Origin of the sequence: Kitasatospora sp. NPDC087271 (assembly GCF_044744605.1) — a bacterium.
Classification (GTDB): Bacteria; Actinomycetota; Actinomycetes; order Streptomycetales; family Streptomycetaceae; genus Kitasatospora.
Window position 1 is genome coordinate 65930 of record NZ_JBIUYQ010000010.1, and the last position, 23374, is coordinate 89303.

Annotated in this window: 18 protein-coding genes; 8 read left to right on the forward strand and 10 right to left on the reverse strand. The window is 72.4% G+C overall.

Features of this window, described 5'->3' with window-relative positions; genetic code table 11:
• Nucleotides 1-126 precede the first annotated feature (126 nt).
• Nucleotides 127-1617: a maltokinase N-terminal cap-like domain-containing protein gene (locus ACIO9K_RS18725; RefSeq protein WP_363619280.1), complete on the forward strand. Its 1491-nt coding sequence runs from the start codon at nt 127-129 to the stop codon at nt 1615-1617.
• A 109-nt stretch (nt 1618-1726) separates the two neighbouring features.
• Nucleotides 1727-4093, forward strand: a complete 2367-nt coding sequence (gene glgB, locus ACIO9K_RS18730; RefSeq protein WP_400331184.1) for a 1,4-alpha-glucan branching enzyme — start codon at nt 1727-1729, stop codon at nt 4091-4093.
• Nucleotides 4094-4141: 48 nt separating this feature from the next.
• Here the strand turns inward: glgB and ACIO9K_RS18735 are convergent, their stop codons facing one another.
• Entirely contained in the window at nt 4142-4546 is a 405-nt protein-coding gene (locus ACIO9K_RS18735) for a type II toxin-antitoxin system VapC family toxin (RefSeq protein ID WP_363619282.1), read from the reverse strand.
• Nucleotides 4543-4824 (reverse strand): type II toxin-antitoxin system prevent-host-death family antitoxin, encoded by a 282-nt coding sequence (locus ACIO9K_RS18740; RefSeq protein WP_363582054.1) that lies wholly within the window; start codon nt 4822-4824, stop codon nt 4543-4545. The genes ACIO9K_RS18735 and ACIO9K_RS18740 overlap by 4 nt, the downstream gene beginning before the upstream one ends.
• A 178-nt stretch (nt 4825-5002) precedes the next feature.
• On the opposite strand from ACIO9K_RS18740, the gene pta reads away from it, so the two are divergent.
• From pta to pyk, 3 genes are all read left to right on the forward strand, one after another.
• Complete coding sequence (gene pta / locus ACIO9K_RS18745; RefSeq protein ID WP_363619283.1) at nt 5003-7156, forward strand: phosphate acetyltransferase; 2154 nt, start codon at nt 5003-5005, stop codon at nt 7154-7156.
• The gene (locus tag ACIO9K_RS18750) at nt 7153-8367 is read left to right on the forward strand and encodes an acetate kinase (protein ID WP_363619284.1); all 1215 of its coding nucleotides are present in this window, start codon (nt 7153-7155) and stop codon (nt 8365-8367) included. Before pta ends, ACIO9K_RS18750 begins: the two co-directional genes overlap by 4 nt.
• 94 nt (nt 8368-8461) lie before the next feature.
• Nucleotides 8462-9889 carry a pyruvate kinase gene (gene pyk, locus ACIO9K_RS18755; protein WP_063347766.1) on the forward strand — a complete coding sequence of 476 codons (1428 nt, stop codon included), beginning with the start codon at nt 8462-8464 and terminating at the stop codon, nt 9887-9889.
• Nucleotides 9890-9990: 101 nt separating this feature from the next.
• On the opposite strand, the gene ACIO9K_RS18760 is transcribed toward pyk, so the two are convergent.
• From ACIO9K_RS18760 to ACIO9K_RS18775, 4 genes are all read right to left on the reverse strand, one after another.
• Complete coding sequence (locus tag ACIO9K_RS18760; RefSeq protein ID WP_400331189.1) at nt 9991-11442, reverse strand: hypothetical protein; 1452 nt, start codon at nt 11440-11442, stop codon at nt 9991-9993.
• A complete protein-coding gene (locus ACIO9K_RS18765; protein WP_400331192.1) occupies nt 11439-12080 on the reverse strand; it encodes a DUF6114 domain-containing protein in 642 nt (213 codons plus the stop codon). The genes ACIO9K_RS18760 and ACIO9K_RS18765 overlap by 4 nt, the downstream gene beginning before the upstream one ends.
• Before the next feature lie 132 nt (nt 12081-12212).
• A complete protein-coding gene (locus ACIO9K_RS18770) occupies nt 12213-12875 on the reverse strand; it encodes a DUF6230 family protein (RefSeq protein ID WP_063347768.1) in 663 nt (220 codons plus the stop codon).
• 719 nt (nt 12876-13594) lie between these two features.
• The gene (locus tag ACIO9K_RS18775) at nt 13595-14587 is read right to left on the reverse strand and encodes a tetratricopeptide repeat protein (RefSeq protein WP_363619288.1); all 993 of its coding nucleotides are present in this window, start codon (nt 14585-14587) and stop codon (nt 13595-13597) included.
• A 365-nt stretch (nt 14588-14952) separates the two neighbouring features.
• Between ACIO9K_RS18775 and ACIO9K_RS18780 the strand changes: the two genes are divergently transcribed.
• Nucleotides 14953-15696, forward strand: coding sequence for a TetR/AcrR family transcriptional regulator (locus tag ACIO9K_RS18780; protein ID WP_363619289.1), 744 nt, complete (start codon nt 14953-14955; stop codon nt 15694-15696).
• Between the two features lie 21 nt (nt 15697-15717).
• On the opposite strand, the gene ACIO9K_RS18785 is transcribed toward ACIO9K_RS18780, so the two are convergent.
• The 3 genes from ACIO9K_RS18785 to ACIO9K_RS18795 all read right to left on the reverse strand — a co-directional run bounded on the left by ACIO9K_RS18785 (nt 15718) and on the right by ACIO9K_RS18795 (nt 18574).
• Entirely contained in the window at nt 15718-17418 is a 1701-nt protein-coding gene (locus ACIO9K_RS18785; RefSeq protein WP_363582040.1) for a methylmalonyl-CoA mutase family protein, read from the reverse strand.
• Nucleotides 17419-17615: 197 nt separating this feature from the next.
• The gene (locus ACIO9K_RS18790; protein WP_350879572.1) at nt 17616-17957 is read right to left on the reverse strand and encodes a DUF3817 domain-containing protein; all 342 of its coding nucleotides are present in this window, start codon (nt 17955-17957) and stop codon (nt 17616-17618) included.
• A gap of 77 nt (nt 17958-18034) precedes the next feature.
• Nucleotides 18035-18574 carry a MarR family transcriptional regulator gene (locus ACIO9K_RS18795; RefSeq protein WP_363619291.1) on the reverse strand — a complete coding sequence of 180 codons (540 nt, stop codon included), beginning with the start codon at nt 18572-18574 and terminating at the stop codon, nt 18035-18037.
• A 493-nt stretch (nt 18575-19067) separates the two neighbouring features.
• On the opposite strand from ACIO9K_RS18795, the gene ACIO9K_RS18800 reads away from it, so the two are divergent.
• Nucleotides 19068-20705: a M4 family metallopeptidase gene (locus tag ACIO9K_RS18800; RefSeq protein ID WP_363582034.1), complete on the forward strand. Its 1638-nt coding sequence runs from the start codon at nt 19068-19070 to the stop codon at nt 20703-20705.
• A gap of 427 nt (nt 20706-21132) precedes the next feature.
• Nucleotides 21133-22761: a M4 family metallopeptidase gene (locus tag ACIO9K_RS18805; RefSeq protein ID WP_363619292.1), complete on the forward strand. Its 1629-nt coding sequence runs from the start codon at nt 21133-21135 to the stop codon at nt 22759-22761.
• 116 nt (nt 22762-22877) lie between these two features.
• Here the strand turns inward: ACIO9K_RS18805 and ACIO9K_RS18810 are convergent, their stop codons facing one another.
• Nucleotides 22878-23189, reverse strand: coding sequence for a DUF3817 domain-containing protein (locus tag ACIO9K_RS18810; RefSeq protein WP_371517107.1), 312 nt, complete (start codon nt 23187-23189; stop codon nt 22878-22880).
• Nucleotides 23190-23374 lie beyond the last annotated feature (185 nt).

Below are 23374 nucleotides of genomic sequence, written 5' to 3' on the forward strand. Positions count from 1 at the left end.
CCACACGAAGGCGTGACACCTGAGCCCCGCTCGCGTGCCGCCGCCGCCGCGCCGCCGAAATCCGGAAGACTGACGGACCCGGCCAGACCCGTCGGGCAGTCCGCCCGCTTCCGGGGAAAGGGAGTCATGTCCGAAACCTCCCGTTCTCAAGCCCATGTGCAGCAGGACGCCCCCGCCGACACCGCCGCGCCGGCGGGCGCGCGGAGCACCGGGGCCCGGAGAACCGCCCTGGGGGTCAGCGAACTCGTCCAGGCCGCGCTGCCGCTGATCGCCGAGTGGCTCCCCACCCAGCGGTGGTACGCCGGAAAGGGACGGCCCATCACCGGCCTCACCCCGATGGTCGGAACCCCGCTCCAGGTCGGCGACCCCGCCCTGCTGCACCTGCTGCTGCGGGTCGAGCACGCCACCACGGCCGGCGCCCCGCACGGCGACATCTACCAACTCCTGCTCGGCATCCGCTCGGAGGGGCCCGCGGACATCGAGCCCAGCGCCGTGCTCGGCCGGCTCAGCCAGGGCCCGTACGACGGCGCGGCGCTCTACGACGCCGTCCACGACCCCGAACTCACCGGGCGGCTGCTGGAACACCTCGCCACCGGCGACCGGTTCGGCTCGCTGTCCTTCCGCCGGACCCCCGGCTCCGGGCTCCCCGCCAACCTCCCAGGCCGCGCCTCCACCGCCGAGCAGTCCAACAGCTCGGTCATCTACGGCACCTCGTACATCCTCAAGCTGTTCCGCCGCATCCACCCCGGCACCAACCCCGACCTCGAACTCTCCCTCGCCCTCTCCCGGGCCGGCTCCACCCGGATCCCCCGGGTCGCCGCCTGGTTCGAGAGCCGGCTGGAACGCGCCGAACCCGCCACCCTCGGGCTGCTCCAGCGCTACCTGCCGGACGCCGAGGACGGCTGGGAGCTCGCCCTCGACCAGGTCGGCCGGCTCAAGGGCGACCCCTCCCCCGGCAACTTCGCCATCGAGGCCCACCGACTCGGCCGGGCCACCGCCGAAGTCCACCGGGTCCTGGCCCGCTCGATGCCGGTCGCCCGGCTCGACCGCGCCCAGACCAGCCGGCTCGCCACCACCATGGCCGACCGGCTGGACAGCGCCGTCGCCGCCGTCCCCGGCCTGCTGCGCTACCGGGCCGCACTGCGCACCGCCTTCCAGCAACTCGCCGACGCCCACCCCGACGGCCTGCCCGTCCAGCGCATCCACGGCGACCTGCACCTCGGACAGGCCATGCGCACCCCGCACGGCTGGGTGCTGCTGGACTTCGAGGGCGAACCCGCCAAGTCCGTCAACGAACGCCGCGAACCCCAGCCCGCGCTGCGCGACGTCGCCGCCATGCTCCGCTCCTTCGACTACGCGGCCGCCCACCTGCTGGCCGGCGGCCCGGTCGATCCGGAACTCGCCCACCTCGCCGCCGCCTGGGCCCAGCGCAACCGCACCGCCTTCTGCGCCGGCTACACCGCCGGCGGCGGCGCCGACCCGGCGGCCTCACCGGAGCTGATGCGGGCCCTGGAGATCGACAAGGCGGTGTACGAGGTCGTGTACGAGGCCCGGCACCGGCCGAGCTGGCTGCCGATCCCGCTCGCCGCGATCAACCGGCTCGCCCTCACCGTCTGACCGCTCCGGCCCGCCCGCACCCCCTGCCCTGCCCGCCCCCTGCCCCACCCGCACCCCCGGTTCCGCCGCCCTGGAGTTAGCCCACCCCCCGTCGCAGGAGGACCCAGCCGTGACGCCGCTCGACCCGCCCGGCCGCACCACCCGCCCCGTCCCGGCCACCTTCCTGGCCGGCCCGGACTCGCCCCGGCCCGAGCCCGTCCCGGCCGAGGAGTCCGCGCCGGCCGGCGAACCCGCCCCGACGGAGGAATCCGCACCGGTCACGGCTCCGCCCACGGCCTCGCTGCGCCTGCCCGAGGCGCCGCTGCCGCCGTCCGAGGTGGACCGGCTGGTCGGCGGGCAGCACCACGACCCGCACGCCCTGCTCGGCGCGCACCCGGTGCACGGCGGCACCGCGATCCGGGTGCTGCGCCCGTTCGCCGAGCGGGTGGTCGTCGAGACCACCCAGGGCCCGGCCGAACTCACCCATCAGCAGGGCGGGTTGTTCACGGGGCTGGTGGCCGGCGCCGACGCCGTGGACTACCGGCTGCTGGTGACCTACCCCGGCGGCGAGCCGCTGGCCCAGCACGACGGCTACCGCACCCCGCCCACCCTCGGCGAACTCGACCTGCACCTGATCTCCGAAGGCCGGCACGAGCAGCTGTGGCAGGCCCTCGGCTCGCACGTGCGCACCGTCGACGGCGTCGCCGGCACCGCCTTCGCGGTCTGGGCGCCGAACGCCGTCGGCGTCCGGCTGATCGGCGACTTCAACCACTGGGACGGCACCGGGCACCCGATGCGCTCGCTCGGCTCGTCCGGCATCTGGGAGCTCTTCGTCCCGGGCCTCGCCGAGGGCGCCGCGTACAAGTACGAGATCCACACCCGGCAGGGCTGGGTGCTCGACAAGGCCGACCCGCTCGCCCGGGCCGCCCAGTGCCCGCCCGCCACCGCCTCGGTGGTCACCTCCTCCGACTACCGCTGGCAGGACGGCGAGTGGATGGCCCGCCGGGCCCGCGCCGCGCACCACCGGGCGCCGATGTCCGTCTACGAGCTGCACCTGGCCTCCTGGCGGCCCGACCTCACCAGCTACCGCGCCATCGCCGAGGAACTGCCGCGCTACCTCAAGGAGTTGAACTTCACCCACGTGGAGTTCATGCCGGTCATGGAGCACCCCTTCGGCGGCTCCTGGGGCTACCAGGTGTCCGGCTACTACGCCCCCACCGCCCGGCTCGGCAGCCCCGACGACTTCCGCCACCTGGTCGACACCCTGCACCGGCACGGCATCGGCGTGATCGTCGACTGGGTGCCCGCCCACTTCCCCAAGGACGCCTTCGCGCTCGCCCGCTTCGACGGCGAGCCGCTGTACGAGCCGGCCGACCCGCTGCGCGCCGAGCACCCCGACTGGGGAACCCTGGAGTTCGACTACGGCCGCACGGAGGTGCGCAACTTCCTCGTCGCCAACGCGGTCTACTGGTGCGAGGAGTTCCACATCGACGGCCTGCGGGTGGACGCCGTCGCCTCGATGCTCTACCTCGACTACTCCCGCGAGGGCGGCGCCTGGACGCCCAACCAGCACGGCGGCCGGGAGAACCCGGACGCGGCCGCGTTCCTCCAGGAGATGAACGCCACCGTCTACCGGCGCTGCCCCGGCGTGGTCACCATCGCCGAGGAGTCCACCGCCTGGGACGGCGTCACCCGCCCGACCGACGCCGGCGGCCTCGGCTTCGGGCTCAAGTGGAACATGGGCTGGATGCACGACTCGCTGGTCTACATGTCCAAGGAGCCGGTGCACCGCAAGTTCCACCACAACGAGATCACCTTCTCGATGGTGTACGCCTACTCGGAGAACTACGTCCTGCCGATCTCGCACGACGAGGTGGTGCACGGCAAGCAGGCGCTGGTCTCCAAGATGCCCGGCGACTGGTGGCAGCAGCGCGCCAACCACCGCGCCTACCTGGGCTTCATGTGGTCCCACCCGGGCAAGCAACTGCTCTTCATGGGACAGGAGTTCGCCCAGGGAGCGGAATGGGACCACGAGCAGGGCCCGCAGTGGTGGGTGCTCGACGAGCAGTGGCCCGCCCACCAGGACCACCGCGGCGTCCGCCGGCTGGTCCGCGACCTCAACCGGCACTACCTGGACACCCCCGCCCTCTGGGAACGGGACACCACCCCGGACGGCTTCCGCTGGCTCGACGGCGGCGCCGCCGAGGACAACCTGCTCTCCTTCGTCCGGTACGCGGCCGACGGCTCGCCGCTGGTCGCGGTCTGCAACTTCTCCCCCGTCGTCCGGCACGGCCACCGGGTCGGCCTGCCCGACCTGGACGGCCGCGACCAGCTGTGGGAGGAACTGCTCAACACCGACGCCGAGGCCTACGGCGGCGGCGGCATCGGCAACTCCCACCCGGTCAAGGCCGAACCGACCCCCTGGCACGACCAGCCCCGCTCCGCCGAACTGGTCCTCCCCCCGCTCGCCACCCTCTGGCTCCGCCCGGCCCGCTGAGGGCCTGAGCACCTGAGTGTCTGAGCGCCTGCCCGGCCGGGCAGGCGCTCAGCTCGGCGCCGACACCGGGAAGCCGAGGTCCTCCGCGGCCCTGCCCAGCTCGCGGTCGTAGGTGATGAACTCGGTCAGCTCCGTGCGGAACGGGTCCGCGCCGGCCAGGTGCAACGCGCCCAGCGAGCCGAGGCGCGGAGTGCGGTAGGAGAGCGCCCGGGCGAGCACCGCGCTGCTGAGGTCGACCTGGTGGCTGCCCCGGAGCGCCTGGTCCACGTAGTAGGGGACCTGCTGGTGGGCCAGGCCCGCGCGGAGCAGGGTGCGGGTGATCTCCAGCCGGGCCAGCGCGCTGGTGATCAGCTCGGTCCCGGCGGGCAGCGCCTGCCGCCACGCCCGCAGTGCGGCCGTCTCCGGCTCCGGCTTGATGAACTTCAGCAGCGCGCAGGAGTCGAGGTAGATCAACGGTTCCGCTCCCGTTCGCGGTCTTCCACCAGGAGGTCCGAGAGGCTGCCGATCTCCGGCAACAGGTCGAGGGCCAGCTCGGGCATGCCCTCCTCGGCGGGCGGGGTGACCTCGCCGGCCGCGACCATGCGTTCGAGGACCGTCGCCGGGGGCTCCTCCGGCACGAGTCTCAGCACGGGCCGCCCGCGGTCGGTGACGACGATCGTCGCGCCGGCCCGGACCCGCGCGACCGCCTTGGACGGGTTCTGGTTCAGCTCACGCAGTCCCATGGTCTCCATGCCCTCCAATGTAACTACGTCATGTAGGTACATCAAGGGCGAGCGGCAGCGCAAACCCCACGCCCAGGACGTTCAGCCCTTGCCCCGACTCGGCCGCTCTGCTCGCGGACGCCCGTTCGCGGTGCGAAGGTATGGTCGATATGGCCATATTCCGAGACGACGGGACGGAGACACCCACGTGGCGCGCAGCGTGTACGTGACCGGTATCGACCGGGGGGACGGCCGGCAGGCGGTCGAACTCGGGGTCATGGAACTGCTCACCCGCCAGGTGGACCGGGTCGGGGTGTTCCGGCCGCTGGTGCACGCGCACGCGGGGGCGCCTGCCGGCCACCGGGCCGGGTCCGAGCCGGGCTCGGACCACGTGGTGGAGCTGCTGCGCGGCCGGTACCGGATCGACCTGCCGAGTTCCGAGCTGTACGGGCTCAGCTACGAGGAGGCCGCCGCGCTGCAGGCCGCCCGGGGGCAGGACGAGCTGGTCTCCGCCCTGGTCGACCGCTTCCGCGCGCTGGAGCGGCGCTGCCAGGCGGTGCTGGTGCTCGGCACCGACTTCGCCGACACCAACATCCCGGACGAGCTGGCCTTCAACGCCCGGCTGGCCAACGAGTTCGGCGCCGCCGTGCTGCCGGTCGTCGGCGGGCACGCCGAGGACCCGGAGGCCGTCATCGCCGAGGTCCGCAACGCCCACCGGGCGTTCACCGACCTGGGCTGCGAGACCCTGGCGATGATCGCCAACCGGGTCGCCCCGGGTGCCAAGCAGCGGATCCAGCGCAAGCTCACCGAGAAGCTTCCGATCCCCGCCTACGTCATCCCGGAGGAGCCGGCGCTGGCCGCGCCGACCGTCGCCCAGCTGGTCGAGACGACCGGCGCCGAGGTCCTGCTCGGGGACGCCGCCGGCCTGGCCCGGGACGTCCGCGGCTTCGTCTTCGGCGGCGCCATGCTGCCCACCTTCCTGGACGCCCTGACCGAGGGCGCCCTGGTCGTCACCCCCGGGGACCGCGCCGACCTGGTGATCGGCTCGCTGGCCGCGCACGCCGCCGGCGCCCCGCCGATCGCCGGCGTGCTGCTGACACTCGGCCAGCACCCCGGCCCGAACGTGATGGCGCTGGCCGCCCGGCTCGCCCCCGGCACCCCGGTCGCGGTCGTCCCGGAGGGCAGCTGGCCGACCGCCGCGACCCTCACCCATCTGGAGGGCAAGCTCACCGCGGCCAGTCCGCGGAAGGCCGAGATCGCCCTCGGGCTGTTCGAACTGCACGTCGACACGGCCGAGTTGACCAACCTGATCGAGGTCGGCCGGTCCGAGCGCGTCACCCCGATGATGTTCGAGCACGAGCTGCTGGAACGGGCCCGGGCGAGCCGGCGGCACGTCGTCCTGCCGGAGGGCACCGAGGAACGGGTGCTGCGCGCGGCCGAGATCCTGCTGCGCCGCAACATCTGCGACCTCACCCTGCTCGGCGAGGCCGACGCGGTGCGCCGCAAGGCCGCGAGCCTCGGCATCGACCTCCCGCAGGAGCAGTCGGGCACCGACCGCGCCCAGGTCCGGATCGTCGACCCGACCACCAGCCCGCTGCGCCGCCAGTTCGCCGAGCTGTACGCCCGGCTGCGCGCCCACAAGGGGATGACCGTCGAGCTGGCGCTGGACGTGGTCACCGACGTCTCGTACTTCGGCACCCTGATGGTCCAGGAGGGCATCGCGGACGGCATGGTCTCCGGCGCGGTGCACTCCACCGCCGCGACCATCCGGCCCGCCTTCGAGGTGATCAAGACCTCGCCGGGCGCGGCCATCGTGTCGAGCGTCTTCTTCATGTGCCTGGCCGACAAGGTGCTGGTGTACGGCGACTGCGCGGTCAACCCCGACCCGGACGCCCAGCAGCTGGCCGACATCGCGATCCAGTCCGCCGCCACCGCCGCCCAGTTCGGGGTGGAGCCGCGGGTCGCGATGCTCTCGTACTCGACCGGCACCTCCGGGTCCGGCGCGGACGTCGACAAGGTCCGCAAGGCCACCGAGCTGGTCCGCGAGCTGCGGCCGGACATCCTGGTCGAGGGCCCGATCCAGTACGACGCGGCGGTGGACGCCCACGTCGCGGCCACCAAGCTGCCGGGCTCCGCGGTGGCGGGCCGGGCGACCGTGCTGATCTTCCCGGACCTCAACACCGGCAACAACACCTACAAGGCGGTCCAGCGCTCGGCGGGCGCGGTGGCGGTCGGCCCCGTCCTCCAGGGCCTGCGCAAGCCCGTCAACGACCTCTCGCGCGGCGCGCTGGTCCAGGACATCGTCAACACCGTCGCGATCACCGCCATCCAGGCCCAGGACGAGAAGGAGCCGAAGGCATGAGCGAAGGAACGCGCGTTCTCGTCCTGAACGCCGGCTCCTCGTCGGTGAAGTACCAGCTGATCGACATGCTGGACGGTGCCCGGCTGGCCTCCGGCCTGGTGGAGCGGATCGGCGAGCCCGGCGGGCGGCTGGTGCACACCCCGCACTCGGGCGGGCCGCGCGAGCTGCCGCAGCTCTTCCCGGACCACTCCGCCGCCCTGAAGGCCGTCGCCGAGGAGCTGGCCGCCGACGGCCTCGGGTTGGACTCCCCCGAGCTGGCCGCGATCGGCCACCGGGTGGTGCACGGCGGCAAGCGGTTCACCGAGCCGACCGTGGTCACCGACGACGTGCTCAAGGAGATCCGCCGGCTGATCCCGGTCGCGCCGCTGCACAACCCGGCCAACATCACCGGCATCGAGGTGGCCCGCGCGCTGCGCCCGGACCTCCCCCAGGTGGCCGTCTTCGACACCGCCTTCCACGCCTCGATGCCCGAGTTCTCGGCCCGGTACGCGATCGACAAGGGCGTGGCCGACGAGCACCGGGTGCGCCGCTACGGCTTCCACGGCACCTCGCACCAGTACGTCTCGCGGGCCACCGCCCGGCTGCTCGGCAAGGACCCGGCCGAGGTGAACGTGATCGTGCTGCACCTGGGCAACGGCGCCTCCGCCTCGGCGGTCGCCGGTGGTCGCTGCCTGGACACCTCGATGGGCCTGACCCCGCTGGAGGGCCTGGTCATGGGCACCCGCTCGGGCGACATCGACGCCGGTGTGGTGTTCCACCTGCACCGGGTGGGCGGGCTGTCGATCGACGAGATCGACGATCTGCTCAACCGCCGCAGCGGTCTGCGCGGCCTGTGCGGCGACAACGACATGCGCGAGATCATGCGCCGGGCCGGGGCCGGGGACGCCGACGCGAAGCTCGCCTTCGACGCGTACATCCACCGGCTGCGCAAGTACATCGGCGGCTACTACGCCGTGCTCGGCCGGGTGGACGCGATCGCGTTCACCGCGGGCGTCGGGGAGAACGCGGCGCCGGTGCGCGCGGCGGCCACCGCCGGGCTGGACGAACTGGGCATCGCGGTCGACCCCGAGCTGAACTCGGTGCGCTCCGGCGAGGCCCGGATCATCTCGCCCGCGTACGCCCGGGTGGCGGTCGCCGTGGTGCCCACCGACGAGGAACTGGAGATCGCCCGACAGGCCTTCGCCCTGGTGCACCGGCGGCCCGGGGAGTGACCGGACGCCGTCTCGCCCCTCGGGATCCTTCGTCGGCGATTCCTCACGATTCGTGCCGAATGCACCTATAACACGAACGGATAGACTGATCCATATGCGCCGAGCGAAAATTGTCTGCACCCTGGGTCCGGCGACGGACTCCTACGAACAGCTGAAGGCCATCGTCGAGGCGGGCATGAACGTCGCCCGACTGAACATGAGCCACGGCAACCACGCGGACCACGAGGAGCGGTACCGCAAGGTCCGCCAGGTCTCGGAGGACACCGGCAAGGCCATCGGCGTCCTGGCCGACCTCCAGGGTCCCAAGATCCGTCTGGCGACCTTCGCCAACGGCCCGGTGACCGTCGACAACGGCGACGAGTTCACCATCACCACCGAGGACGTCCCCGGTGACCAGCACATCTGCGGCACCACCTACAAGGGCCTGCCCGGCGACGTCAAGCCCGGCGACCCGATCCTGATCAACGACGGCGTCATCGCCCTGGAGGTCGTCAGCGTCGACGGCCCGCGGGTGAAGACCGTGGTGATCGAGGGCGGCGTGCTCTCGAACAACAAGGGCATCAACCTGCCCGGCGCGGCCGTGAACGTGCCCGCCCTGTCCGAGAAGGACAAGGACGACCTGCGCTTCTCGCTGCGCCTGGGCGTCGACATGGTCGCCCTGTCCTTCGTCCGCAACGCGGACGACGTCAAGGACGTCCACGAGGTCATGGACGAGGTCGGCATCCGCGTGCCGGTCATCGCCAAGATCGAGAAGCCGCAGGCCGTCGAGGCCATGGAGGAGATCGTCCTCGCCTTCGACGCCATCATGGTCGCCCGCGGCGACCTGGCCGTCGAGTACCCGCTGGAGCGGGTGCCGCTGGTCCAGAAGCAGCTGATCACGCTGGCCCGCCGCAACGCCAAGCCCGTCATCGTCGCCACCCAGATGATGGAGTCGATGATCCACGCCTCGCGCCCCACCCGCGCCGAGGTCTCCGACGTCGCCAACGCCATCCTGGACGGCACCGACGCGGTCATGCTGTCCGCCGAGTCGAGCGTCGGCAAGTACCCGATCGAGACCGTCCGCACCATGAGCCGGATCGCCGAGAGGGCCGAGGAGGAGCTGCTTTCCCAGGGCCTCCAGCCGCTCAACCCGGGTCGCAAGCCGCGCACCCAGGGCGGCTCGATCGCCCGCGCCGCGTGCGAGCTGGGCGACTTCCTGAACGGCCAGGCGCTGGTCGCGTTCACCAAGTCCGGTGACACCGCCCGCCGCCTGTCCCGCTACCGTTCGCCGATCCCGGTGATCGCGTTCACCCCGGACGTCGCCACCCGCAACCAGCTCTCGCTGAGCTGGGGCGTCGAGGCGCACGTCACCGAGCAGGTCGGGTCCACCGACGCGATGGTCGCCCAGGTCGACCGCGAGCTGCTCAGCATGGGCCAGCTCGCCGAGGGCGCGACCGTCATCGTCACCGCCGGCTCGCCCCCCGGCATCCCCGGCAACACCAACATGGTCCAGGTGCACCACCTGGGCACCCGGGGCGAGTAACACCCCGTGGTTCCGACGCCCGTGGGGCGGTCCTCCGGTGGAGGGCCGCCCCACGGGCGTTCTCGCGACGTCGCCGCCGCCGTGGCGCGGCTGCCGGTCGCCTACTTGTCGCTGTAGGGCGCGTCGTCGTTGAACAGGCGCATGCCGGGGATGGTCAGCGTGCCGCCGAACTGGCCGGCCTGCTTGGCGGTGACCCCGGTCAGCTCCAGGTCCAGCGGGATCGGGATCGAGCCGATCAGGTCGTACAGCCAGCGCGGCAGGGTGTCCGGGGTGAGGGTGATCTCGCCCAGGTCGATCGGGATCGGCAGGCCGAGCACCTTGGAGAGGTGGCCGGACAGCCGCTCCACGTACATCGTGACCGGGCCCTTGCGCATGGTCGAGGTCGAGCCGGGGGCGCCCTTCACGTGGAAGGTCTTGCCGTTGCCCTGCAACGTCGACATGTCGAGGTTGTCGATGTCGACGCTGTCCACCACGAACTTCAGCACCCGCTTGGTGCCGGTCGGGGTCCGCACGTCGTAGACGCCGTGGAAGGCCGCGCCGTGCAGCGCCAGCCGGCTGGTCGCCAGCGTCCAGTTCTGCTGCGGGACGACGTCCCCGGTGGCGGGCGCGCCGGCGGTCAGGCCGCTGGTGTCCACCGCGCAGTTGGGGTTCGCGCTCGGCGAGGACGCCGGGGTGTCGGCGGCGGCCCCGGACGGCGTGGCGGGGGCTGTCCTCGGGCTCGCCTTGCCGCTCGGCTTCCCCGCCGTGCCGCCGGCCGGGCCACCGGCGGCGGAGGCCGTCGCGGCGGGCGAGGCCTGGTCGCCCGCCGGGGCCTGCTCGCCGCTGCCGGCGGCGGGCGGCGGCGGGGTGCCGGGCTGCGCGTCGGCCGGGGCCCCGGTCGTCGGGGCCTGCGGCTGGGCCGGCGTCCCGGCGCGCGGGGCCGGGACGGCCGGCGCGGGGGCCTGGGTGGTGGCCGGAGCGGGGGTGCCGGTCGACTTGGCGCTCGGCGTCGGGCTCGGTGAACCACCCGGGTCCAGCAGGTGGTTGACGCCGCCCAGGACGTCGTCGATCAGCCCGGCCCGGTGGGCCGTGTCCGAACCGCCGGGGGCGGCGGAGCGGGCGACCGGCGGCGTGGTCGCCGGGGTGGTGGCCGCGCCGGTCGGGGCATCGGTCGGCGTCGCGCCGGCGCTCGGCGTACCGGCCGGCGCGGAGGGCTGCTGGGTGGGCGCGGTGGTCGGCGTCTGGGTGGGGATCGCGCTCGGCCCCGTCGAGGGCGCCGTCGAGGGCACGGTGGGGGGCGCCGTGGACGGACCGGGCGGCGGCTCGGGCAGCTCGCTCTTGGGGACGGGCGTCTCCAGCGGTGCGACGTCCGGCACGGTGGCGGGCGCGGTCCCGCAGGGCTTGCCCGCCGTGGACTCGGCGACGGCCGGGTTGGGGGTGTACGCGGCGGCCATCAGCAGCGCCGTCGGCACCGCGGCCATCGCCAGCGCGCGGCCTCTCAGCCGGACCCGGACGGGCGTGCGCGGCGCCGCGTGTCGACCGGCGCGCTGCGGTTGGTCCTCCGACGCGCTCACCGCGCCTCCTTCGGGTCCACGGCGGCGGCCTGCTCGTTCGACGCGGCCTGTGCGGGCAGCTTCGCGGTGGGCGCTCCGGCCGCCGCGGGCTCGGTGGCGACGTTCTCGACGACGACCGCGCTCTCGCCGACGGCGGCCTCGGAGGCCGGTGTCCCAGGTGCCGGGACCTCAGCAGCGGGGGCCTCGGCGGCGACGCTCGCGGCGACGGCGGTCTTGGCCGCCTTCGGCTCCGGCAGCGGCGCCCAGGACGCCATCAGGCCGCCGCCGATCAGCCCCGGCAGCAGCGCCAGGCCGAACCCGGCGAGGTTGGAGACCGGGATCGAGACCAGCGTCAGCAGCGTGGTGGCGACTCCCGCGAAGACCCGCACGGTCGGCTGGAACCACGCGGTCAGCCCGAGCACGATCAGCAGCACGCCGATGATCAGCGATCCGGCGCCCGCCGTGGTGGCCATGGCCACCGTCATGCCGCCCAACGAGAGCTTGGCGTACGGGAAGTACATGATCGGGACGCCGGCGATCATGGCCAGCAGGCCGCCGTAGTACGGCCGCGTCCGACGGAAGGTACGGAACACCCGGCGCAGCCACTGGACGGGGTTCTCGTGCTCGGCGGGCCGGAATGAGGCAAGGGCGCTGGACACGGTGCAGCTCCTCGATGGTGTGAACGAGGGATGGACGAGACACGGGATCCGGCGACGGCGCACGCGCCGCCACCGGTCCCACAGGTGCCGTCGGGGCGGCGGACCGGGCCCGGTCCGCCGCCCGTCAACGGCCTAGTAGCACTCGCCGGTGCCGTCGGTGTGCAGCGCGAGCTTCAGGCCGGGGAGCTTGAAGGTGCCGGCCGAGGTGGCCCAGGCGGTCTGCTGCACGTTGTACAGGTCGGCCTTGTCGGCGGCCTGGGCGAAGCCGGTCGCGCCGGACGGCAGGCCGCCGAGCTTGGACTTCCAGCCCTGGGTGGCCTCGCCCTTGAGGGTCGAGGCGTCCTGGCCGATGTTGATGTTGGTGAACTCGGCGTCCGCGTTCAGCTGGTCGAGGTCGATCAGCAGGTTCTTGGCGTAGACCTGCTTCTTGACGTCGTCGCTGTTGCCCGCCTCCAGGCGAAGGACGATCTTGGGCAGCTTCCACGGCAGACCGGGGATGACGTTGGGGTCGGTCACCACCGACTGGCAGAGGCCCTTGATGGTGGCCTCGTCGAAGGCCGAGACCGCGACCGGGTGCGGAGTGCCGTTCACCTCGGCGTCGATCGAGCCGAACTGGGCGAAGTTCTTGCCGTGCAGCTCCGGCGTGGTGACCTTGAAGCTCTGGCCGGAGACGCTGAACGAAGCCGCCAGCGCGTTGTTGGCCATGGCGGCGCCGACCATCGCGGTGGCCGCGATGCTCGGCACCATCACCAGCGCGAAGCGCTTCCAGCGGGTCTTGCCGTAGGTCTGGGACATGCGAGTCCTCCTTCTAGGACGTACATCTCCGGCTCCCCGGCGGCGCGCCCGCGCCGGTGGGGGACTGGGATGGGAGAGAGCTACGTCCTCGGTAGCGGAGAGCGCCTTGGGCGTCGTCGGACGCGGGAGCGGCCGGCACACAGCGGCACTCCCGTCCCTCCACCGGCCGTCCTTGCGGGGCGGCGGGCAGGACCGACGACATCGGCGATCACCCCCGAGCGACAACCAGCGACCGCGCAGGGCCGCGCGGCCGGTCGAAGGACAGGAACCGCCGTGGGACCGCGGATACCCCCCTGCCCTCCCTACCGCCGACCGGGGCCGGCGGATCACCCGGTGGGGATCCCGTGCTCCACGTGGCCGACCGGATCGGAGGGTGTGGAGTCAGGGACCGGGCGTCGCCGATCGTGCTCGAATCCCGGGCGAAGCACAAGAGGTTCCTTACTGACGGGTAATGCAACACTCGACAGCGTTGATCATGAAATCGATGCGACATGCACCGTGTGTGACGTCTTGAAGGAAACGTGACGAAGAAATCCGCCGGAAACACGAACGAAACACCCGTGGACAGTCACCAAGTGTGACTGTCCACGGGTGTTGTCAAGATTTGGTAAACCTCTGTCCGGTTGACCGGATTGTCGCCAAATCACCCGGCGACACCGCAGGTCATCCGCCGTGCCAGGACCCGCCCGGGACCGGCCGGGCCCGGACCGGAGGCGGCGTCAGAACAGCACGCGCGCCAGCGCGGTGCGGGCCGCGGTGACCCGCGGGTCCTCCGGGCCGATCACCTCGAACAGCTCCAGCAGGCGCAGCCGGGCGGCGTCCCGGTCCTCACCGGCGGTCCGGCCGACGGTGTCCACCAGCCGGCCGAAGGCGTCCTCGACGTGACCGCCCACCAGGTCCAGGTCGGCCGCCCGCAGCTGGGCCTCAACGTCCTTCGGGTCGGCCGCGGCCGCGGCGCGGACGGCCTGCGGGTCCACGCTCTCGATCCGCTGCAGCAGTTCGGCCTGGGCGAGGCCCAGCCTGGCCTCGGTGTTGCCCGGCTGGTCGGCCAGCACGTTCCGGTAGGCCTGGACGGCGCCGCCCAGGTCGCCGCTGTCCAGCGCGTCGTGCGCGGCGGCCAGGGCCGGGTCCTCCGGTCGCTGCGGGGCGGCGTCCGACGCCTCGCCCGGGGCCCCGGCGCCGCCGACCACGCCGAAGCGCTGCTCGGCGACCAGGATCAGCTGATCCAGCACCTTGCGGACGTTGGCCGCGCTCTCGGCGCCCTGGAACAGCGGCACCAACTGGCCGGCCACCACGGCCATCACGGCCGGGATGCCCTGGATGCCGAACTGCTGGGAGATCAGCGGGTTGGCGTCCACGTCGATCTTGGCGAGCACGAACCGGCCGGCGTACTCCTCGGCCAGGCCCTCCAGGATCGGGCTGAGCTGCTTGCAGGGGCCGCACCACTCGGCCCAGAAGTCGATGACGACCGGCACTTCGGTGGAGCGCTGGACGACCTCGGCCTCGAAGGTGTCCTCGGTGACGTCGATGACGAGCGCGTAGGCGGACTGCGCGGGGGTGACCCCGGCCGCTTCGTCGGCGGCCGCCTGGCGGGCCCGCTCGACCCGGGCCTGCTCGGCCTTCTGGGCAGCCTCGCCGGCTGCCTTCACTGCGGCGAGGTCGACCGCACCGCGCAGGGCGGAGCTGTTGAGACGCGAATTCCGTGGCTGCATGGCACCATCCTCCCCCGTTCGCGCCGCCCGCGGGCAACCAACCTCGGGAAAGTCGCCCCGCACGGGCCGCGCGGCGCGGATTCCCGGGCGCGGTGGCCCTCCCCCGGTAGCCTGAACCGTTCGGCGCGGATCCCCACCCGCGCCCGCGCCGCCCCGTCCCACGGGTGCGGCGCCTGGTTGTCACTGCTTTCGCTACGAGTCGTAGCGTAACTGGAGCCGGGGTCCCGGCCGCAAGCCCCACCGGCGGTTCCGCGACGTGACCTGCCCCACTTTCCGGGGCGGCCCGGCTGCCCGAACGGGCGAACAGCCGCTACCGTTACCAGCCCCACCCATGTTACTCACCAGTAGAGCGCAAGGAGCCCCGGTTGCCGGCCCCCCAGCCCCCCGCGAACCCGGACGTCACGGGCCCGGAGACCGCGGACGGCCCCGCCCCCTCGGCGGGTGCCACGACCAGGGCCAAGGGGCGCCCGCGCAGTGCCGCCGCCGACCGCGCCATCCTCGACGCCACCCGCGAGACCCTCGCCGAACTCGGCTGGGGCGGGCTGACCATGGGCCACGTCGCGACCCGCGCCAAGGTCGCCAAGACCACCCTCTACCGCCGCTGGCCATCCAAGAACGAACTCGTGGTGGACGCCGTCGCCAGCCTCTTCGACGACCTGGTGATGCCCGACCTCGGCAGCCTGCGGGCCGACATCGAGGCGGTGGTCGCCCAGTTCGCCGACCTGCTGGCCCGCCCCGAGACCCAGGCCGCGCTGCTCGCGCTGTTCGCCGAGGGCACGCGTGACCCGCACCTGCGCCGCCGGATCCGGGAGGCCATCGTCGACCCGCAGAAGCGCCTGGTCCGGCAGGGCCGGGCGGCCGCCCAGGCGCGCGGCGAACTCGCCCCGGACGCCGACCCGCGGACGGCCGGCGAGGAGATCGACATCATCTTCGACACCATCGCCGGGACGGTCGAGCACCGCGTCCTGGTCAGCGGCGAGCCGATCACCGCCGACTGGACCCGCCGCTTCACCAACCTGCTGCTCGGCCCCTTCCCCAGCCTGCTGGGTGACCAGGTCCTGCCCGGCCGAGGGCACGGCGAAGCCGCCCCGCACGGAGAAGCTCCGTAGGGGGCGGCCCACCCGCACGTCCTAGAAGGACGCGTTCTCCCGGTACGTCCCCCACTCCTCGCGCAGCGCGTTGCAGATCTCGCCCAGGGTCGCCTCGGCGCGCACCGCGTCCAGCATCGGCGGGATCATCGACTCGCCCGAGCGCGCGGCCGCCAGCATGGCGTCCAGCCCGGCCCGCACCGCCGCCTCGTCCCGGGCCTCCTTGCGCTCGCGCAGCACCCGCACCTGCTCGCGTTCGACCTCGTGGCTGACCCGCAGGATCTCCAGTTCGGGGGTGACGCTGCGCGGGTGGCAGTTGACGCCGACCACGCGCTTGTCCCCCTTCTCCACCGACTGCTGGTACTGGAAGGCCGCCTCGGCGATCTCACCGGTGAACCAGCCCTCCTCGATCCCGCGCAGGATGCCGGAGGTGATCGGGCCGATCCCGTGGTCCTCGCGGCCCTTGTCGAGACGGCTCTTGTTCAAGATCTGCTGGAAGATCGCCTCGGCCTGCTGCTCGATCCGGTCGGTGAGCGCCTCGACGTACCAGGAACCGCCCAGCGGGTCGGCCACGTTGGCGACGCCGGTCTCCTCCATCAGCACCTGCTGGGTGCGCAGGGCGATCTCCGCGGCCTGCTCGGAGGGCAGCGCCAGGGTCTCGTCCAGGGCGTTGGTGTGCAGCGAGTTGGTGCCGCCGAGCACCGCGGACAGCGCCTCCACCGCGGTGCGGACCACGTTGTTGTAGGGCTGCTGCGCGGTCAGCGAGACGCCGGCGGTCTGGGTGTGGAAGCGCAGCCACTGCGCCTTGTCGGTCTTGGCACCGAAGCGGTCGCGCATCCAGCGGGCCCAGATCCGGCGCGCGGCGCGGAACTTGGCGATCTCCTCGAAGAAGTCCAGGTGCGCGTCGAAGAAGAAGGACAGGCCGGGCGCGAAGACGTCCACGTCCAGGCCCCGGGACAGGCCCAGCTCGACGTACGCGAAGCCGTCGGCGAGGGTGTACGCGAGCTCCTGCGCGGCCGTCGCCCCGGCCTCGCGGATGTGGTAGCCGGAGACGGACAGCGGCTTGTACGCGGGGATGCCCTGGGCGCAGTACGCCATCAGGTCGCCGATCAGCCGCAGGTGCGGCTCGGGGGCGAAGAGCCACTCCTTCTGGGCGATGTACTCCTTGAAGATGTCCGTCTGCAGGGTGCCGTTGAGCACCGCCGGGTCGACGCCCTGACGCTCGGCGGCGACCAGGTACATGCAGAAGATCGGGACGGCCGGGCCGCTGATCGTCATCGAGGTGGTGACCTCGCCGAGCGGGATGCCGTTGAACAGCACCTCCATGTCGGCGGCCGAGTCGATGGCGACGCCGCAGTGGCCCACCTCACCGAGCGACTTGGCGTCGTCGGAGTCGTAGCCCATCAGGGTGGGCATGTCGAAGGCGACCGAGAGGCCTCCGCCGCCCGCCTCCAGGATCATCCGGTAGCGCTCGTTGGTCTGCTGCGCGTTGCCGAAGCCGGCGAACTGGCGGATAGTCCAGGTGCGGCCCCGGTAGCCGGTGGGGTGCAGCCCGCGGGTGAAGGGGTACTCGCCAGGCCAGCCGATCCGCTCGAAGCCCTCGACGGCCTGCCCGGGGGCGGGACCGTACGCCGGCTCGACCTCGTCGCCGGACAGGGTGGTGAAGTCCGCGTCTCGCTTGCGGGCGCTGTCGTACCGCTGCTGCCAGCGCTGCCGTCCGCGCTCGATCTCCTCGGCGTCCATGACCCCGAACTCCGCTCCGTACGGCCGCCACGGCACCGGGGCGGCACAGCTATTAGGACGTCCTACTAATTTACTCGGACGTCCTAGCAGCTGTCGATGGATGCCCGGGTCGAAACGCCGCGGGCGCCCTCCCGGGGCCCGGAAACGCACGGTGCCCCTTCCCCCGCGGGGGAAGGGGCACTCGCCGGGGCGTCGGATCAGACGCCGGCGGGCTGGCGGGCGTCGGCGCCGGCCGGGAGCCGCTCGGCGGCCTCGCGGACCACCTTGCGCTCGAAGACGAAGGACGCGAACGGGATGCAGCCGGCGGCCAGGGTCAGGATCATCCGGCCGAGCGGCCACTTCAGCTTCTGCCCGAGCAGGAAGGTCACCACGAAGTACCCGATGTACAGGTAGCCGTGCAGCATCGCGACGTACGTGGTCAGGTCCTCGGCCGCGTCGAAGCCGTACTTCGCGACCATGAAGCCGCAGAACACCAGCAGGGCCACACCGGTCGCAATGGCCAGGGCCCGGTACCAGCCCAGCAGGGGGGTCGCCTTCATACTCTTCATCGCCTCGTTCGGCAGGGATCGACCGGTACGCCCGGATCCGCGCACCGCTCCCACGAGGGTAACCGTCCTCACGGCCGCTCCCGCGCAGCCCCCTCGCCGCGGTCGTCGGTGAAGTCGCCGGCGGCGATCCGCAGCGGCCTGAGCAGTTCGAACACCTGCCGACACTGCTCGGTGTCGTACTCCTCCAGCCCGAACTCCATCGCCATGAGTTCCCGGGTGGCCTCCTCGACCGTCTCGCGGCCGCGGCCGGTGATCGCGGCGAGCACGCCGCGGCCGTCCAGCGGGTTGGGGCGGCGGGCGACCAGGCCGGCCCGCTCCAGCCGGTCGACGGTGTTGGTGACGCTGGTCGGGTGGACCATGAGCCGCTCGCCGATCTTGGACAGCGAGAGCTCGCCGGTCCGGCTGAAGGTCAGCAGCACCAGCGCCTCGTACCGGGCGAAGGTCAGCCCGTACGGCTTGAGCACCGCGTCGACCCGGGAGAGCAGGATCTGGTGGGCTCGCATGATCGAGGTGATCGCCGCCATCGAGGGGACCCCGCCCCAGCGGCGGGTCCAGAGCTCGTCGGCGCGGGCGATCGGGTCGAAGTCGAGGGCTAGGGGCTTGGGCACCTCCTTACCGTACCGGCGGAGGGGGCGGGCGCTACCAGCCGTCCTGATGGTGGACAAGCGCGACGCGTGGCGGGAACCCGCCAAAAGGGCGGCCAGGTCCATACCAGGACATTGCACCGGTGTGAATGCGGGGCAACGGGACCGGGGCGCGGCGGAGTTGACGGCCGATCCGTCCGCAGCCGCACTATCAGGCCTCGGTTCGGATGGTAACCCGCTGAAAGGCCGGGTGATTCGCACCCTTTGTCCGCCCGTTCACAATCCCTCCGGCTGGCGGGACTTGGCCAATTCATGAGCAAGACCTGTCATTTGATTTGCTCGATTGTCATGCTTTCCGCCAACCCCGTCCGGTAGCCACCACCCCCACCCACCGGTGGCGCGCCGCTCGACCGCACGGGGTCCGCACGTCAGCGCCCGTCCCGCCCCTCAGGTGCCGACCCCGGCCCCCGGGACGCGGCGCGACCGCCCACACGCGGTTACCCGGAAGGACTCGTCCGTGAAGCGAAAGCTCGCAGCAGTCGCCGTACTCTCCGCCACCGCCCTGCTCACCGGCGTCGTCCAGGTGAGCACCGCCGCCCAGGCCAGCCCGATCCCCGCGGCGCAGGCGCAGGCCGCCGAGCAGCACGCGGCGGCGCTCGCCCTGGCGGGCGGCCAGTCCGGCCCGCTGGCGAAGGCCCTCGCCCTCGGCGGCCAGGAGCAACTGGTGGCGAAGGACGCCGTGGTGGACCAGGACGGCACCCGGCACCTGCGCTTCGAGCGCACCTACGCCGGCCTGCCGGTGCTCGGCGGCGACCTGGTCGTCCACCAGAGCGCCCGCGGCGCGGTGGAGTCGGTCGACAAGGCGGTCTCCGCGCAGCTGAGCCTGCCGAGCCTGGCCCCGCAGATCCCGGCCGACAAGGCCGCCGCGCAGGCCACCGGCGCCGTCCAGGCCACCGTCGGCGTCGCCGCGGACAAGGACGAGTCCCCGCTGGCGGCCGTGCACCAGACCGGCAAGGCCGAGCTGGTGGTCTGGGCGAGCGACGGCAACCCGCGCCTGGCGTACCGGACCACCGTCGAGGGCGTGCGCGCCGACGGCACCCCCAGCAGCCAGCTGCTGGTCACCGACGCCGCCACCGGCCAGGTGCTGTCCACCCACGAGCAGGTGCAGACCGCCTCCGGCACCGGCAAGGGCGTCTTCGTCGGCAACGTCCCGCTGACCACCACCCAGAGCGGCACCTCGTACCAGCTGAAGGACGCCACGCGCGGCGGCCAGTCGACCGTCAACCTGAAGAACAAGACCTCCGGCACCGGCACGCTGGTCGCCAACTCGACCAACGCCTTCGGCAACGGCCTGGCCTCCAACAGCGAGTCCGCCGCCGTGGACGCCCAGTACGGCGCCGCGGCCACCTGGGACTTCTACAAGAACACCTTCGGCCGCAACGGCATCAAGAACAACGGCGTCGGCGCGACCAGCCGCGTCCACTACGGCTCCAACTACGTGAACGCGTTCTGGAGCGACGCCTGCTTCTGCATGTCCTACGGCGACGGCAGCGGCAACACCCACCCGCTCACCGAGATCGACGTGGCCGGCCACGAGATGAGCCACGGCGTCACCTCCGCCACGGCGAACCTCAACTACTCCGGCGAGTCCGGCGGCCTCAACGAGGCCACCTCCGACATCTTCGGCACGATGGTCGAGTTCTACGCCAACCTGCCCTCCAACCCGCCGAACTACTGGATCGGCGAGCTGATCAACCTGAACGGCGACGGCACCCCGCTGCGCTACATGGACAAGCCCAGCAAGGACGGCGCCTCGGCGGACTCCTGGTACTCGGGCGTCGGCAACCTCGACGTCCACTACTCCTCGGGCATCGCCAACCACTTCTTCTACCTGCTGTCCGAGGGCAGCGGCGCGAAGAGCATCAACGGCTTCAGCTACAACAGCCCGACCTCCAACGGCTCGGCCGTCACCGGCATCGGCCGGGACAAGGCCGCGCAGATCTGGTACCGCGCGCTGACCGTCTACTTCACCTCCACCACCAACTACGCGAGTGCCCGCACCGGCACCCTGAAGGCCGCCTCCGACCTGTACGGCGCCACCAGCGCCGAGTACAAGGCGGTCGCGGCCGCGTGGAGCGGCGTCAACGTCAACTGACGCACGGCGCACGGTGACAGGACGTCCGGGGCCCCGTGGAGGGCGGCCCCGGGCGTCCGCGCACCCCCTCGCACGCCCTCCCCCGCGCGCCCGCCCGCTCCGCCCGCCCGCTCCGCTCCCGGGGTGGCGAAGTCCCGCCAGCCGGACGAACCGCCCGTAGCGGGCACTGGGCGGCAGCCGAACCATCCGCACCGGCACTGGCGGATCCCGGCCAATCCCTGTCCGTGGTCTGTCATTTCCTGCCATCGATTGTCATGCTTCTGCCCAAGCCCCGTCCGACGTCCGTCACCCCCACCCGTCGACGGATCGTCAGGTACCGCACGGGAGCAGCACGTCCGCGCCCTACCGCCCCACGGCGCCAACCCCGGCGCCCCGGTACGCGGCGCAACCGCGCGCACACGCGGTTTCGTGGAAGGAACCCCCGCACGTGAAGCGAAAGCTGACAGCCGGCGCCATACTCTCCGCCACCGCCCTGCTCGCCGGCGTGATCCAGATCGCCATCGTCCCCGCCGCCCAGGCCGCCGCCCCGTCGCCGGAGCAGCAGCGCGCCGCGCTGCTCGCGGTGGCCGCCGGGCAGAGCAGCCCGGTCGCCCAGGCCCTGGCCCTCGGCGGCCAGGAGCGGCTGGTGGTCAAGGACGTCGTCGCGGACGCCAACGGCGAACGCCACCTGCGCTACGAGCGGACCTACGCCGGCCTGCCGGTGCTCGGCGGCGACCTGGTCGTCCACCAGCGCGCCGACGGCTCGGTGGACTCGGTCGACCGGGCCTTCGACGGCAGCCTGTCACTGCCGAGCCTGGCCCCGGGCCTCGCCGCCGGGCAGGCGGCCGAGCGGGCCACCGCCGCGGTGCGGGCGACCGTCGGGACGGCCGCCGACGAGGACGAGGCGGCGCTCAGCCGGGTCGACGGCGCGGGCGCGGCCGAACTGGTGGTGTGGGCGGCCGACGGCGCGCCGCGGCTGGCCCACCGCACGGTGGTCCGCGGTGAGCGGGCCGACGGCACCCCGAGCAGCCAGCAGGTCGTCACCGACGCCGCCACCGGCGAGGTGCTGTCCACCCGCGAGCAGGTGCAGACCGCCTCCGGCACCGGCAAGGGCGTCAACGTCGGCACCGTCACGCTGACCACCACCCAGAGCGGCTCGACCTACTCGCTGAAGGACGCCACGCGCGGCGGCCAGTCCACCACCGACCTCAAGGGCGCCACCTCGGGCAACGGCACGCTGTTCGCCAAGACCAGCAACTCCTGGGGCAACGGCCTGGCCTCCAACCGCGAGTCCGCCGCCGTGGACGCCCAGTACGGCGCCGCGGCCACCTGGGACTACTACAAGAACACCTTCGGCCGCAACGGCATCAAGAACAACGGCGTCGGCGCCGCCAGCCGCGTCCACTACGGCTCCAACTACGTCAACGCGTTCTGGGACGACTCCTGCTTCTGCATGACGTACGGGGACGGCTCCGGCAACACCAACCCGCTGACCGCGATCGACGTCTCCGGCCACGAGATGACCCACGGCGTCACCTCCGCCACGGCGAACCTCAACTACTCCGGCGAGTCCGGCGGCCTCAACGAGGCCACCTCCGACATCTTCGGCACCATGGTCGAGTGGTCGGCCAACCTGCCCGCGGACCCGCCGGACTACCTGATCGGCGAGAAGCTCAACATCTTCGGCAACGGCAAGCCGCTGCGCTACATGGACAAGCCCTCCAAGGACGGCAGCTCCGCGGACTCCTGGTACTCGGGCGTCGGCAACCTCGACGTCCACTACTCCTCGGGCATCGCCAACCACTTCTTCTACCTGCTGTCCGAGGGCAGCGGCGCCAAGGTGGTCAACGGGGTCAGCTACAACAGCCCGACCTCCAACGGCTCGACGGTCACCGGCATCGGCCGGACCAAGGCGGCCGCGATCTGGTACCGCGCGCTGACCGTCTACATGACCTCCACCACCAACTACAAGGCCGCCCGCACGGCGACCCTGAAGGCCGCGACCGACCTGTACGGCGCCACCAGCACCGAGTACAAGACCGTGGCGGCCGCGTGGAGCGGCGTCAACGTCAACTAGTGCGCGCCCCAGCACCCCCCAGCCACCCCCGGTAAGAAACGGCGACAGGCTGCCGCGGCCCTTTGGGAGAGGAGGCCGCGGCAGCCTGTCGACCGTCGCGTGGCGGGCGCGCGTCCCTACGCGGTGGCCGGCTTCAGCTCGCCGCGCTCCTCCTTGGCGAGCATCCGCTCGGCGAAGAAGCCGCCGGTGGGCAGCACCGAGAGGACGAACAGCAGCACGCCGCGCTTGGCGTCCCACTTCTGCGCCTGCCAGGCCTGGATCCAGAAGACGACGTACAGGATGAACAGGATCCCGTGGACCATGCCCATCACCGGGACGCCGTCGAAGGACGTGGTCCGCTTCAGCACGGAGCAGATCAGCAGCAGGATGAACGAGACCCCTTCGGGGCCGGAGACCAGGCGCAGGCGGTGGACGGCGCTGCTGTTCACGATGGGTACCTCAATACGGGGGTCGGAGGCGTACCTGCTTGTGAAGCGACTCACAAGCCTTCCGGCCATTATCACCGAGTACCTGTCCGAAGCCCCGGCCGGGGTGGGCACCGTGCCCGACGTCACAACCGCCGTGGCCCGCCCCGGCGCCACGACCGTCGCGTCCGTGTCACAGCTGTGCGCCA

Coding starts and splice junctions, on each gene's coding strand:
- ACIO9K_RS18725 (WP_363619280.1), top strand. CDS start 127: ATGTCCGAAACCTCCCGTTCTCAAGCCCATGTGCAGCAGGACGCCCCC.
- ACIO9K_RS18740 (WP_363582054.1), bottom strand. CDS start 4,824: ATGGAGACCATGGGACTGCGTGAGCTGAACCAGAACCCGTCCAAGGCG.
- ACIO9K_RS18750 (WP_363619284.1), top strand. CDS start 7,153: ATGAGCGAAGGAACGCGCGTTCTCGTCCTGAACGCCGGCTCCTCGTCG.
- pyk (WP_063347766.1), top strand. CDS start 8,462: ATGCGCCGAGCGAAAATTGTCTGCACCCTGGGTCCGGCGACGGACTCC.
- ACIO9K_RS18770 (WP_063347768.1), bottom strand. CDS start 12,875: ATGTCCCAGACCTACGGCAAGACCCGCTGGAAGCGCTTCGCGCTGGTG.
- ACIO9K_RS18775 (WP_363619288.1), bottom strand. CDS start 14,587: ATGCAGCCACGGAATTCGCGTCTCAACAGCTCCGCCCTGCGCGGTGCG.
- ACIO9K_RS18785 (WP_363582040.1), bottom strand. CDS start 17,418: ATGGACGCCGAGGAGATCGAGCGCGGACGGCAGCGCTGGCAGCAGCGG.
- ACIO9K_RS18790 (WP_350879572.1), bottom strand. CDS start 17,957: ATGAAGGCGACCCCCCTGCTGGGCTGGTACCGGGCCCTGGCCATTGCG.